The sequence below is a fragment of the Stenotrophomonas sp. SMYL89 genome, from assembly GCF_036319985.1.
GTDB lineage: Bacteria > Pseudomonadota > Gammaproteobacteria > Xanthomonadales > Xanthomonadaceae > Stenotrophomonas > Stenotrophomonas maltophilia_Q.
Window position 1 is genome coordinate 124,260 of record NZ_JAWIRW010000004.1, and the last position, 13,470, is coordinate 137,729.

The window sequence follows — 13,470 nt, forward strand, 5'->3', positions numbered from 1 at the left end:
CCCCCGCGGCCCGGGCGGCCGGCGGGCCCCCCCCCCCCCCCCCCGCCCCCCCCCCCCCCCCCCCCCACGCCGCGCCCCCATTTGCGCCCGCCCCCACCCCACCTAGAATGTGCCCATGAGCACCCTGACCTTCCGCGCCGCGACGTCGGCCGACATCCCCGCCCTGATCACCCTGGTCACCTCGGCCTACCGTGGCGACGCCAGCCGCGTCGGCTGGACCACCGAAGCCGACCTGCTGGATGGCGCCCGCATCGACGCCGAAGGCATCCAGGGCGACCTCGACCGCCCGCGCTCCACCATCCTGCTGGCCGAACGCGAGGGCCAACTGGTGGCCTGCGCCCACGTCGCCGATGTCGACGGCAAGGGCTACTTCGGCATGTTCTCGGTCGACCCGGCCCAGCAGGGCGGTGGCGTCGGCAAGCAGCTGATGGATGCCGCCGAAGCGCACGCCGCGCGCGAATGGAACGTGCCGGTGATGCAGATGACCGTCATCGACGTGCGCGACGAACTGATTGCCTTCTACGAGCGCCGCGGCTACAGCCGCACCGGCATCAAGAAGCCGTTCCCGTATGGCGACGAACGCTTCGGCATTCCCAAGCGCGACGACCTGCGCTTCGAGATCCTGGAAAAGCCGCTGGCCGGAGCCGCCGCGTGAGCGAGGCCTGGACCTTTGTCTGTGCCGGCAACGAGCTGCTGCCGGGTGAAATGAAGAGCGTGTTCGACGAAGTGACCGGCACCCCGATCGTGGTGTTCAACCTCGACGGCGAGCTGTACGCACTGGAAGACCAGTGCACGCATGAAGAGTTCGAGCTGTCCTCGGGTGAGTTCGACACCACCGAAGGCAGTGTGGAGTGCGTGCTGCACGGTGCGCGCTTCGACGTGCGCGATGGCCGCGCCCTGTGCGCCCCGGCCTATACCCCGGTGCCCAAGTTCCCGGTGAAGCGGGAGCACGACGCGGTCTGGACCCGCGACGACCGCGATTGAGGCCGCGCGCCCGCCCCAGGGCACCACCCATGGGGCGGATCTACGGAAGCGCCTTGAGGGCCTTCCCAAGGCGTTTCGGGGACACCCCGGCGGCTGGCCACATTCCGTACATGCGAATCATTATCGTTGATGTTATTCTACGTAACATCTTCGTAACGACTCCGCCCCTGCGCCATGGCTTCGCCCGCGCCCACCGCCACGCTGTGCCAGCTCGCCCGCCACGGGTGGCCGCTGCTTGTGGCCGTGCTGCTGACGCTGCTGCTGGGCTGGTCGGCGTTGCACGAGGGGCGCGGCAGCGATCCGGCCGCACACGGCTGGCAGGCCCACGCGGATGATCTGCTGCAGGCCCTGCCGCTGCCGGAAGCGCCGGCCGACGAATGCCCGCAACACGCCGCCCCTGCCCCCGAGCCACCGCTCGATGGCGAGGGCAGTACACCCTGCACCGGCCTGGCGTCACCGCGCGCCGCGCTTGTCGCACACATCCCGCTGTGGCGCTCCGACGCCCTGCGCTGGCAGCTGCACGATCCCGCACTGCGGTTGAACCCCGGCCACGCACCGCCCGCACCGCACGCCAGCTGAGGCGCCCTGCGGCCTTTGCCGTGCGCCTCATTGCGTTTCGGGCAAGCCGAGCATCGGCTCGGCTCTACAGCACCCGTCTCCTGCCTGCCGCCACGCCTGCGTGCCGGCCCGCGCCCTTTCCTGATCCAAGCCACCGCCACCCAGACCATGACCCACATCAAGACCCGCAAGTACGCCCCGCGCGTTTCCCTGCTCGCCTCGGCCACCCTGGCCGCCGGCTTCGCACCGCTGGCCGCACAGGCCGCCGACGGCGCCGCCTCCGGCACCAACAAGGCCACCGACCTGGACAAGGTGCAGGTGCGCGGCAGCTGGTTCAATCCGTCCTCGCCGAAGTTCACCGCCGAACTGCTGGACACCCCGAAGTCGGTGTCGATCGTCTCGGAGAAGCTGATTGCCGAGACCGGCGCGACCAACCTGCAGGATGCGCTGCGCATGGTGCCGGGCATCACCTTCGGTGCCGGCGAAGGCGGCAACCCGACCGGCGACCGCCCCTTCATCCGCGGCTTCGACTCCCAGAGCAACATCTTCGTCGACGGCCTGCGTGACGTCGGCTCGCAGACCCGCGAGATCTTCGACCTGGAGCAGGTGGAAGTGGTCAAGGGCCCGAGCTCGGCCTACGGCGGCCGTGATTCCGGTGGTGGCAGCCTGAACCTGGTAAGCAAGACGCCGAAGCTGAAGAACGAAACCAGCGCCAGCATGGGCATCGGCACCGACAGCTACGCGCGCGGCACCGTGGACGCCAACTATGTGCTGGGCGATGGCGTCGCCGCCCGCCTGAACCTGATGAAGCACGCGTCGGACATCGCCGGTCGTGATGCGGCCAACGTCAGCCGCTGGGGCATCGCACCGTCGATCGCGTTCGGCCTGAACGGCCCGGCGCAGCTGATCGCCAGCCACTACCACATGCAGAGCGATGACCTGCCCGATGCCGGCGGCTTCCCGTACAACAACCCGTTCACCAGCGGCCCGAACGTGGCCAAGAACGGCGACGGCCGCCCGATGGTGCCGGACCGCAACAACTACTACGGCCTGGTCGACCGTGATTTCCAGCGTACCCGCGCCGATATCAGCACCCTCGACGCCAGCTACGATTTCGGCGGCCACAAGCTGCGCAACATCGCGCGCCTGGGCAACACCAGCAACGACTACCTGTGGACCCAGCCGGACGACAGCAAGGGTAACCCGAACAACTACGGCACCCTGTGGCGCCGCACCAACAGCCGCGCCGTCGACGTCAAGAGCTTCGCCGACCAGCTGGGCCTGACCGGCGCCTTCCAGACCGGCGCGCTCAAGCACAGCTACAGCGCGGGCGTGGAGTACAGCGACGAGAAGATGACCCGCGGCAGCTATCAGATGACGCCGGGCACCGCCAATCCGCTGGAACCTCTCGCGGCCAACAGCTCGGTGTGCCGGGTGTCCGGCGCTGCCACCAACTTCAACTGCACCGACTTCAACAATCCGAACCCGAACGATCCGTGGGCGGCCGGTCAGATCGTCTACCGCAGCAACAAGGCGCTGGACGTTGAACAGCGCACCAAGACCAAGTCCGCCTACCTGTTCGACACCATCGAGCTCAATGCACAGTGGAGCTTCAACGTCGGCCTGCGCTATGACGATTACAGCACCACGCTGACCACGCCGGTGCTCAACGCAGCGCCGACCCGCCTGCGCAACGACAACGATTTCGTGAACTACCAGGCCGGCGTAGTGTTCAAGCCGGTGGCCAACGGCAGCATCTACCTGTCCTGGGGCACCTCCTCGACCCCGCCGGGCATGGACGGTGGCGATGGCTCCGACGGCCTGACCGGGCTGGTGGCCGACCTCAAGCCGCAGGACACCAGGAACCTCGAACTCGGCACCAAGTGGGACCTGCTCGACAACCGCCTGAACCTGACCGCCGCGATCTTCCACACCGTGATGAACAACGCACGCGTGACCGTCGACAACGGCACCAGCCAGAACGCCGGCAAGAAGGAGATCAACGGCTTCGAGCTGGGCTTCAACGGCCAGCTGACCGACGCCTGGAGCCTGTATGGCGGCTACACCTACCTGGATTCGGAGCTGAAGGACAACGGCTTCGTCTGCGCCGTGTCGGGCCGCACCTGCCCGAGCGGTATCTACGTACCGTCGCCGAACAACGGCAACATGTTCCCGAACACCGCCAAGCACAGCGCCAACCTGTGGACCACCTACCGCTTCCCGATCGGCCTGACCATCGGCGCCGGCGCGTTCTACTCGGACAAGCAGTACGGTGATGTCGCCAACACCAAGTGGATCGCCAGCTACACCCGCTTCGATGCGATGGCCAGCTACGCGATCCAGGACAACATCAGCCTGCAGCTGAACGTGCAGAACCTGACCGACAAGACCTACTTCACCAAGGCCTATGCCTCGCACTACGCGAGCATCGCCCCGGGTCGCTCGGCCACCCTGGCACTGAACGTGAAGTTCTGATGTAACTTCGCTCCACCACGGCGGCAGGCTCTCCTGCCGCCGTTTTTGTTTCCGGCGATACTCACCCCATGGCGACCCTTACCCCCATCGACAGCGACGCCCTGGCCGAACTGCTGCAGCACGACCCGGCAGCCGCGTTCGTGCACATCCGCGATGCCGCGCAGGCCGGCCAGGTCGATGCACAACTGCTGCTCGCGCAGATGCACATGGAAGGCAAAGGCACCGCGCAGGACGCCTCGGCCGCGCTGCTCTGGTATGAAACCGCCGCCAACAACGGCGTGCCGATGGCGATGAACATGCTCGGCCGCTGCCATGAGCTGGGCCAGGGCACTGCGCCCGACCCGGCGCTGGCGGCCGTCTGGTACCGCCGCGCGGCCGACACCGGGCTGGACTGGGGCCTGTACAACCTGGCCAACCTGCTGGCCACCGGCCGCGGCGTGCCGCTGGACCGCGCGCAGGCGCTGGCGCTGTACACGCGCGCCGCGCACCTGGGCCACGCCAAATCGATGAACCTGCTGGCCCGCCATCTCGAGGACGGCCTGGAGATCGAGCGCGATCCACAGGCCGCGCTGGACTGGTACCGGCGCGCCGCCGAGACCGGCGATTTCCGCGGCCAGGCCAACTACGCCTCGATCCTGCTGCAGGCCGGCCAGGTCGATCAGGCCGTGCACTGGCTGCGGCTGGCGCTGGCCCACGGCAGCCCGGCGTTCATGGCCCACATCGTGCCGGAGCTGGCAGCGTCCCCGCATCCGCAGGTGCGCGCCCTGGTCGCACCGCCGTCCCACTGAGGAGTTCCGCATGCTGCTGCACATCCCCGACATCCTCAGCGCCGCGCAGGTGGCCGAGTTCCGCCGCCGCCTCGACGTCGCCGACTGGACCGATGGCCGCGAGACGGTTGGCCATCTGGGTGCGCAGGCCAAGCACAACCAGCAGCTGCCCGAGGCCTCGCCGCTGCGCCGCGAGCTGGGCGAGACCGTCCTCGTCGCGCTGGCCCGGCACCCGCTGTTCTTCAGCGCGGCGCTGCCACTGAAGTACCTGCCGCCACGCTTCAACCGCTACAGCGGTGGAGGCACCTACGGTTTCCATGTCGATGGCGCGGTGATGAACCTGGCCAACGGCGAGCAGCTGCGCTCGGACATCTCCTGCACCCTGTTCCTGTCCGATCCGGACGAGTACGAGGGCGGCGAGCTGATCATCAGCGATACCTACGGCGAGCATGAAGTGAAGCTGCCCGCTGGCGACCTGATCGTGTACCCGTCCAGCAGCCTGCACAAGGTCAACCCGGTCACCCGCGGCGCGCGCGTGGCCTCGTTCTTCTGGGTGCAGAGCATGATCCGCGACGACGTGCAGCGGCGCCTGCTGTGGGAGATGGACGGCTCGATCGAACGCCTGCGGCAGACCGGCGGCGACGCCGAGGCGGTGCTGCAGCTGACCGGCGTGTACCACAACCTGCTGCGGCGCTGGAGCGAAGTCTGAGCCCCATCCGGCCAGCCCGCGACATTTTGGCAATCATTCTCATTTGCAACGGCTAACGGCTCTCATTACAATCACGCCCCGTTGATGCTGGCTGCTGCCGGCAGACCACCTGGGGACCCTTGCTTGCTGCGCCCGCTTCGCCCTCGCCCACTGATCCATCGCAAGATGGGCACCGCCATGCGCGGTCAGCGTCCTGCGCTGGCCAGCCTGCTGGCGTGGGTGGCGATGCTGGCGTTGCTGCTGGGCACCCTGCCGCTGCTGCCGCATCCGGCGACAGCGGCGACCGTGCAGATGCCGCTGGAAGAACGCGGCGGCGAAGGCCCGTTGCAGGAAGAAGCCCCGGCCAAGCTGCGCCGCTGTGCCTCCGCCCCGGTGAAAGCGGCCGAGAAGGCGCCGCCGCTGCTGCTGGCCAGCCAGTGGCTGCGCACCGAACGTGAACTCGTACCCGCCACGCCGGCCATGCCCGGCGTGCGCCCGGACTGGCCGCTGGCCGCTCCGGACACGCCCTGGGCCGACGCGCCCGGGCGTCGCCAGCAACGCGGCCAGGCGCCGCCGCTCGCCTGATCCACGGCACGACGTGACCGCCTGCGCGGTCGCGTCCACACGCCGCTGCCTGCTTCATCCCTGCCGCCCCTGACCGGGCTTCCCATGCATGCCGCGCCCTTCGCGCCCGGCATCGCATCTCTCTGCATCTTTCGAGGTAACTGCCATGGCCCAGCGCCATCGTGTCCGTTCGTCCCTGTCCCGCCCCCTGCTGACCAGCGCCGTGCTGGCGGCGATGGCGGCCCCTGCTTTCGCCCATGGAGAGATCGCCGGCGCCCCGCAGACGCTGGACAAGGTGGTGGTCACCGCCTCCGGCTTCGAACAGAAGGTGGTCGATGCACCGGCCAGCATCAGCGTGGTCAGCCGCGAGGAACTGAGCAAGCGCCCGTACACCAACCTGGTCGATGCGCTGCGCGATGTCGAAGGCATCGACGTCGGCCTGGAGGCCACCGACAAGAACGGCCGCGCCACCATCTCGATGCGCGGCCTGCCCTCCGAATACACCCTGGTGCTGATCGACGGACGCCGCCAGAGCAATGTCGGCCAGCTGTACCCGAACAACTTCGGCGGCGGCCAGTTCGCCTACCTGCCGCCGCTGGATGCCATCGAGCGCATCGAAGTGGTGCGCGGCCCGATGTCCACCCTGTACGGCTCGGATGCGATGGGCGGCGTCATCAACATCATCACCCGCCGCAACCAGGACAGCTGGCACGGCGCGCTCACCCAGGGCTTCACCGTGCAGCAGGATGACCAGTTCGGCGATGCACGCACCACCGACCTGTACCTCAGCGGCCCGCTGCTGAAGGATCGCCTCAGCCTCGCCGTGCGCGGCAGCTACTACGATGCCAAGGCATCGAACCCGGAATGGGATGCACTGACCCTGCCCGATGGCACGCTGTGGGAGCGCAGCATCGGCTTCGGTGGCGGTGGCAAGTCGGTGGCCAACACCAACTGGAACACCGGCGTGCGCCTGGACTTCCGCGTCAACGATGACCACGAGCTGTGGCTGGACTACGACGTGTCGCGGCAGAAGTACGACAACAGCGAAGGCCAGACCGGCACCCTCGACAGCCTGGCCAGCCTGTGGCGCGTCGGCAATGCAGTCATTCCCAACCCGAACGGCAGCGGCACGGTCACCCGCCGCGTGGTGCAGCCGCGCGTGGGCTACACCGCCTACCAGCGCTACGAGCGCGACCAGCTGTCGCTGACCCACCAGGGCCGCTACAGCTTCGGCACCTGGCAGACCTCGCTGACCCACAGCAAGAGCAGCAACCTCGGCCGCTCGCTGCCGCTGACCCTGGACGAGCGCGCCAACCTGCAGACGCTGTGGAATGAGGTCTGCCGCCGCACCGGTGCGGCCAACAACTGCGCGGCCGGGCGTGGCAATGCGCTGACCGCACTCAATCCCAGCGAGATGGCGCGCCTGCAGGCGTTCCTGCCGCGTCCGCTGCGCACCATGGAACTGGAAGGCTACGTGCTCGACACGATGCTGGATCTGGACTTCGGCGCGCACAAGCTGACCGTCGGCGGCCAGTACAACGACACCGACATGATCGACGGCGTGTTCGGCATGGACGGCGCCGGCTACCGCAGCAACACCAAGCAGAAGCACCGCATGTGGGCGCTGTTCGCCGAGGACAACTGGGCGCTGACCGACACCCTCACCGCCACCTTCGGCCTGCGCTACGACGACCACAACATCTTCGGCAGCCATCTCAGCCCGCGCGGCTACCTGGTGTGGAACGCCAGCGATGCGTGGACCTTCAAGGGCGGCGTCAGCACCGGCTACAAGACCCCGCGTCCGGACCAGCTGTTCCCGGGCATCACCGGCTTTGGTGGCCAGGGCGTGCTGCCGCTGGTGGGCTCGCCCAACCTGAAGCCGGAAACCAGCACCAACTACGAGCTGGCCGCCTACTACGAAGGCCAGCGCTGGGGCTTCAACGTCACCGGCTTCATCAACAAGTTCGAGGACAAGATCGCCAGCGGCGGCACCTTCCCGAACTGCGAAGTGGCACCGGCCGGCAGCGGCTACTGCGTGGACATCGGCCCGGGCTGGGCGGCGCTGGGCTACAGCACCTTCACCCAGAGCGTGAACATCGACAAGGCCGAAACCCGCGGCGCGGAACTGGCCGGCCACGTCGACCTGCTCGACACCCTGCAGCTGCGCGGCAACTACACCTGGACCAGGAGCGAGCAGACCAGCGGCCCGCAGAAGGGTCTGCCGATCACCGGCACCACCCCGGCCAGGCACATGGCCAATGCCAGCCTGAACTGGCAGCTCAACGAGGCCATCAGCCTGTCGCTGATCGGCGAGGGCCGCTACGACCGCTACCGCGACACCCTGCTCGACGCCAACGGCGTCAGCCAGACCCGTTACTACGAGGACTACACCCTCTTCCACCTGGGTGGCAGCTGGAAGGCCACGCCATGGCTGACGGTGAACGCGCGGGTCAACAACCTGTTCGACAAGAACTTCGTCTCGCAGTCGTGCCTGCTGATCAGCCAGAGCGAGTTCAACTGCGTGGACGACTACGCGACCAAGGACCAGCGCCGCAGCTACTGGATTTCGTTGAACGCGAAGTTCTGATCACCGCGCTCCTCCCTGCTTCGGTGGGTGCCGACCTTGGTCGGCACCGCTTCATCCACGCATGGCGTGGATCTACCGCCTCCGGGATACAGAACGACACGCAATTGCGAGCTATTCTCACCAATGATGTAATGGGCAGTCCCCGTCCGCCTCGAACCGTGCCGTGAGCCGTCCTGCCTCTTCCACCGTGCAGCAGCAACAAAGCCGTGGCTTCTGGCTGCGGACGCTGCACCAGTGGCACTGGATCAGTTCGGCAGTGTGCCTGATCGGCATGCTGCTGTTCGCGGTGACCGGCCTGACCCTCAACCACGCGGCGAAGATCGAGGCCAAGCCCCAGGTGCAGAACCAGCACCTGGAACTGCCAGCCGATCTGCTCGGCCAGCTGGGCACGCGCGAAGACGGCAATGCGCCGATCCCGCGACCTGTCCGGCAATGGCTGGACACGCAGCTGGGCATCGCCATCGGCGGCCGCCCGGCCGAGTGGTCGGCCGAGGAGATCTATCTGTCGCTGCCACGCCCCGGCGGCGACGCCTGGCTGAGCATCGATCGCGAGACCGGCGCGGTGGAGTACGAATCAACCTCGCGCGGCGTGGTGTCCTACCTCAACGACCTGCACAAGGGCCGCAACGCCGGACCGGCATGGGGCTGGTTTCTGGACGTGTTCGCCGTGGCCTGCCTGGTGTTCTGCATCACCGGCCTGTTCCTGCTGCACCTGCATGCGCGGCAGCGGCGCATGACCTGGCCGCTGGTCGGCCTCGGTCTGATGATCCCGCTGCTGATCGCCCTGCTGCTGATCCACTGACTTTCCCTCGTTTCCGGAGCCGCCCCATGCGCGTCACCCTCACCATCGCCCTCAGCGGCCTGCTGGCCACCTCGCCGGCCTATGCCACCACCCTCGACATCAACGTCGAAGTGCCCAAGCTCAACGTGGCCGAATACCACCGCCCGTATGTGGCCGTGTGGCTGGAAGGCGCCGACCAGAAAGTCGCGGCCAACCTGTCGGTCTGGTACCAGCAGACCAGCAACAGTGAAGGCCATGGCACCAAGTGGCTGCCCGACCTGCGCCAGTGGTGGCGCAAGAGCGGCCGCACCCTGCAGGTGCCGGTGGACGGCGTGACCGGCCCGACCCGCCCGGCCGGCAAGCACGCGCTGTCGTTCAACGACAGGCAGCCGGCGCTGAAGCAGCTGGCCCCGGGCAACTACACCCTGGTGGTGGAAGCGGTGCGCGAAGTCGGCGGCCGTGAACTGCTGAAGATTCCCTTCACCTGGCCGGCCACCGCCGCACAGAACGGCAAGGCGCAGGGCGCCACCGAACTGGGCCAGGTCACCCTCGCCGTCAAACCCTGACCGTTTGTTCCGGGGTCAGATCCCTTCCACAGGAAGGGCTCTGACCCCTTCCAACTGGAGTCCTCCGCATGAAGCGCACGCTCGTCCTCGCCGCCGCCCTGGCCGCTGCCCTTCCCTTCTCCGCCCTGGCCCACAAGGCCTGGCTGCTGCCCTCGCAGACCGTGATCGCCGGCAGCGCGCCGTGGATCACTGTCGACGGTGCGGTCTCCAACGACCTGTTCTACTTCAACCACGTGCCGCTGCGCCTGGAGTCGGTGGTGATCACCGCGCCGGACGGCAGCACCGTGCAGCCGCAGAACGCGGCCACCGGCAAGTACCGCAGCGTGTTCGACCTCGAACTGAAGCAGGCGGGCACCTACCGCATCGCCTCAGTCAACGACGGCCTGTTCGCCACCTACGAACAGAACGGCGAGCGCAAGCGCTGGCGCGGTACCGCCGCCACCTTCGGCGAACTGCCCAAGGACGCAAAGAAGCTGGAAGTGAGCCAGTCGGTGGGCCGCGTGGAGACCTTCGTCACCAACGGTGCGCCGAACGACACCGCGCTGAAGCCCACCAACCGTGGCATCGAGCTGGTCGCCGTCGGCCACCCGAACGACCTGTTCGCCGGCGAGGAAGCCACCTTCCGCGTGCTGGTCGACGGCAAGCCGGCCGCCGGCCTGGAATTCGAGATCGTGCGTGGCGCCACCCGCTACCGCAACGCGCAGGACGAACTGAAGGTCACCAGCGATGCCAAGGGCGAGATCAAGGTGACCTGGCCGGAAGCTGGCATGTACTGGCTGGAAACCGGCACCGAGGACAACAAGACCTCGGTGAAGCAAGCCGCCAAGCGCCGCCTGAGCTACGTGGCCACGCTGGAAGTGCTGCCGCAGTAATGACGTGGAACGCGATGCCGGGCAGCCCCGGCATCGCATCTGCAGCACACCACCATGACCGATCCCCAGCTCGACATCGCCCGCCTCGGTGGCACCACCATGGGCACCACCTGGAGCGTGTCGCTGGTCGCGCCGCGCCAGCGCGACCTGCACCCGCTGCATGCCGGCATCCAGGCGCGGCTGGACGAGGTGGTCGCGCAGATGAGCACCTGGGAGCCCGGCTCGGACCTGAGCCGCTACAACCGCGCCAACGCTGGCCAATGGTGCGTGCTGCCGGCCGAGACGCGCCAGGTGCTGGCCTGCGCACAGGCCATCGCCGCCGCCAGCGATGGTGCATTCGATCCCACCGTCGGCCCGTTGGTGGCACTGTGGGGTTTCGGTGCACATGCTGGCGAACGCCGCCAGCCCAACGACGCTACCCTGCAGGCCACGCGTGATCGCTGCGGTTGGCAGCACCTGCAGTGGCAGGACGATGCGCTGCTGCAACCGGGTGGACTGGAACTGGATCTCTCTGCGATCGCCAAGGGCTTCGGCGTCGATCACGTGGCCGCCTGGCTGCGCGATCAGGGCATCGCTGCTGCACTGATCGAGGTCGGTGGCGAACTGGCCGGCTACGGCCGCAAGCCCGACGGCCACCCCTGGCGCGTACTGGTGGAATCCGCACCGGAAGAAGACGCGCACACCGAAACACCACCGCGGGTGCTGGCGCTGGAGGACAAGGCGGTGGCCACCTCCGGTGATCGCTGGCACCAGTACCAGGCCGATGGCGAGGCTTACAGTCACAGCCTGGACCCGCGCTCTGGCAGACCGGTGCGCCAGGTTGCAGCGGCAGTGACGGTGGTCGCCGACGACGCGATGCATGCTGATGCCTGGGCCACCGCACTGACCGTACTAGGCCGCGAGCACGGCATGGCGCTGGCCGAACGCGAAGGACTGGCCGCACGCTACCTGCATCGCGCAGCGGATGGCCCGCACGAATTTCTCAGCAGCGCCTTCCAGCGCCTGCTCGACGAGCAGGACGCATGAGCGCACGGCCGTCGCGCGCGCTGCTCGGCAACGCGCTTGTACTGATCCTGCTGGCGCTGATCGCCTGGGCGCTGTTGCGCCTGCACCTCAGCGAAGCCTGGTGGCAGGGCGCGCCACCTGCACGGCAAACGCAGGTCGCGATCATCGCCACCGCGTTGTATGCGCTGGCCTGTGCCGCACTGTGGTGGCGTGGGCGACCGCGCGACGATGCTGCCTCTGCCGACGTCGCACCGATCCTGCTGGTCTGGTCCAGCCAGACGGGCTTCGCCCGCGAACTGGCCGAACGCAGTGCCGAGGCATTGCGTGGTGCCGGCGTGCCGGTGCGCGTGCGAGGCCTGCATGAGGTCGACGCCACCTTGCTGGCCGGTAGCCAGCGTGCATTGTTCATCGCCAGCACCACTGGCGAAGGCGACCCACCCGATCATGCCCTGCCGTTCCTGCGCGGGGTGATGGCCGCGCCGCCTTCGCTGCAGCACCTGCACTACGGCGTGCTCGCGCTGGGCGACCGCAGCTATGGCCACTTCTGCGGATTCGGCCACCAGCTGGACACTTGGCTGCGCCAGCACGGCGCGCATCCGCTGTTCGACGCGATCGAAGTCGACAACGCCGATCCGGCGGCACTGCGCCATTGGCAGCAGTTGCTGGGACAACTTGCCGGCGGCGCCAGTGAACTGCCCGACTGGAGCCCGGCCGAGTACCAGCCGTGGACGCTGCTGCAACGTGAGCATCTGAATCCGGGCAGCCCCGGCGGCCCCGTGTATTGGCTGCGCCTGCAGCCTCCGGCCGATGCAGATGCGCAGTGGCAGGCCGGTGACATCGCCGAGATCGGGCCACAACACGCCCGCCACATCGCGCGCGCGTGGCTGGACGCGCAACGCTTCGATGCGGATACCGTGCTGGATGATGGGCAGACGTTGCTGGCACGCGTCGCGCGCTCGCACCTGCCCTCATTGGTTCCCCCAGGTGATCTGCCCGCATTGCTGGCGACCCTGCAACCGCTGCCCCATCGCGAGTACTCGATCGCCTCGGTGATGGCCGACGGTGCGGTCGAGCTGCTGCTGCGCCGACAGCTGCGCGCGGACGGCACGCCTGGCATCGGCAGCGGCTGGCTGTGCGACCACGCGGCCATCGGCGAACCGGTGCAGCTGCGGCTGCGTCGCAACGACAACTTCCATGGCGTGGCCGCCAACGTGCCGCTGCTGTTGATCGGCAACGGCACCGGCATTGCCGGCCTGCGCGCGCATCTGCACGAACGTATCCGCAGTGGCGCACGACGGACCTGGCTGCTGTTCGGTGAGCGCACCGCCGCGCATGACTTCCACTTCGGTGAAGAACTGCAGGCAATGCTGGCCGACGGCTCACTGGCGCGGTTGGATGCCGTGTTCAGCCGCGACGGCGGCGCGCATCGCTATGTGCAGGACCGGCTGCTGGCCGAAGCGGCAACGCTGCGGCAGTGGGTGGATGAAGGCGCCACGATCCTGGTCTGCGGCAGCCTGCAGGGCATGGCCCCGGCGGTGGATGCGGTGATCGAGCAGGTGCTGGGTATTTCGGGCAAGGAAGCGCTGCTGCTGGCCGGTCGCTACCGGCGCGATGTGTATTGAA

The 13,470-nt window shown here is 68.1% G+C and carries 13 protein-coding genes; all 13 read left to right on the plus strand.

What is annotated here, in order from left to right:
* Positions 1 to 115: 115 nt before the first annotated feature.
* The 13 genes from V3B41_RS06580 to V3B41_RS06640 all read left to right on the plus strand — a co-directional run bounded on the left by V3B41_RS06580 (position 116) and on the right by V3B41_RS06640 (position 13,469).
* Entirely contained in the window at positions 116 to 655 is a 540-nt protein-coding gene (locus V3B41_RS06580) for a GNAT family N-acetyltransferase (protein WP_049429364.1), read from the plus strand.
* Entirely contained in the window at positions 652 to 984 is a 333-nt protein-coding gene (locus V3B41_RS06585; protein WP_049429363.1) for a non-heme iron oxygenase ferredoxin subunit, read from the plus strand. Before V3B41_RS06580 ends, V3B41_RS06585 begins: the two co-directional genes overlap by 4 nt.
* A gap of 174 nt (positions 985 to 1,158) precedes the next feature.
* The gene (locus V3B41_RS06590) at positions 1,159 to 1,563 is read left to right on the plus strand and encodes a hypothetical protein (protein ID WP_049429362.1); all 405 of its coding nucleotides are present in this window, start codon (positions 1,159 to 1,161) and stop codon (positions 1,561 to 1,563) included.
* 147 nt (positions 1,564 to 1,710) lie between these two features.
* On the plus strand, positions 1,711 to 4,017 hold the full coding sequence (locus tag V3B41_RS06595) for a TonB-dependent receptor (RefSeq protein ID WP_049429361.1): 2,307 nt from the start codon (positions 1,711 to 1,713) through the stop codon (positions 4,015 to 4,017).
* A gap of 68 nt (positions 4,018 to 4,085) precedes the next feature.
* The gene (locus V3B41_RS06600; RefSeq protein WP_049429360.1) at positions 4,086 to 4,805 is read left to right on the plus strand and encodes a tetratricopeptide repeat protein; all 720 of its coding nucleotides are present in this window, start codon (positions 4,086 to 4,088) and stop codon (positions 4,803 to 4,805) included.
* Between the two features lie 10 nt (positions 4,806 to 4,815).
* The gene (locus V3B41_RS06605) at positions 4,816 to 5,493 is read left to right on the plus strand and encodes a Fe2+-dependent dioxygenase (protein WP_197633090.1); all 678 of its coding nucleotides are present in this window, start codon (positions 4,816 to 4,818) and stop codon (positions 5,491 to 5,493) included.
* A gap of 165 nt (positions 5,494 to 5,658) precedes the next feature.
* Positions 5,659 to 6,057 carry a hypothetical protein gene (locus V3B41_RS06610; protein WP_197633089.1) on the plus strand — a complete coding sequence of 133 codons (399 nt, stop codon included), beginning with the start codon at positions 5,659 to 5,661 and terminating at the stop codon, positions 6,055 to 6,057.
* Between the two features lie 145 nt (positions 6,058 to 6,202).
* Positions 6,203 to 8,623: a TonB-dependent receptor gene (locus tag V3B41_RS06615; protein ID WP_295551489.1), complete on the plus strand. Its 2,421-nt coding sequence runs from the start codon at positions 6,203 to 6,205 to the stop codon at positions 8,621 to 8,623.
* A gap of 163 nt (positions 8,624 to 8,786) precedes the next feature.
* Positions 8,787 to 9,425: a PepSY-associated TM helix domain-containing protein gene (locus V3B41_RS06620; protein ID WP_049429356.1), complete on the plus strand. Its 639-nt coding sequence runs from the start codon at positions 8,787 to 8,789 to the stop codon at positions 9,423 to 9,425.
* A 26-nt stretch (positions 9,426 to 9,451) separates the two neighbouring features.
* Positions 9,452 to 9,970: a DUF2271 domain-containing protein gene (locus V3B41_RS06625; protein ID WP_005408420.1), complete on the plus strand. Its 519-nt coding sequence runs from the start codon at positions 9,452 to 9,454 to the stop codon at positions 9,968 to 9,970.
* A gap of 68 nt (positions 9,971 to 10,038) precedes the next feature.
* Positions 10,039 to 10,842, plus strand: a complete 804-nt coding sequence (locus V3B41_RS06630; RefSeq protein WP_049429355.1) for a DUF4198 domain-containing protein — start codon at positions 10,039 to 10,041, stop codon at positions 10,840 to 10,842.
* A 54-nt stretch (positions 10,843 to 10,896) separates the two neighbouring features.
* Positions 10,897 to 11,868, plus strand: a complete 972-nt coding sequence (locus tag V3B41_RS06635) for an FAD:protein FMN transferase (protein WP_049429354.1) — start codon at positions 10,897 to 10,899, stop codon at positions 11,866 to 11,868.
* Positions 11,865 to 13,469, plus strand: a complete 1,605-nt coding sequence (locus V3B41_RS06640) for a sulfite reductase subunit alpha (protein ID WP_049429353.1) — start codon at positions 11,865 to 11,867, stop codon at positions 13,467 to 13,469. The genes V3B41_RS06635 and V3B41_RS06640 overlap by 4 nt, the downstream gene beginning before the upstream one ends.
* The last annotated feature ends 1 nt before the right edge of the window (position 13,470 follow it).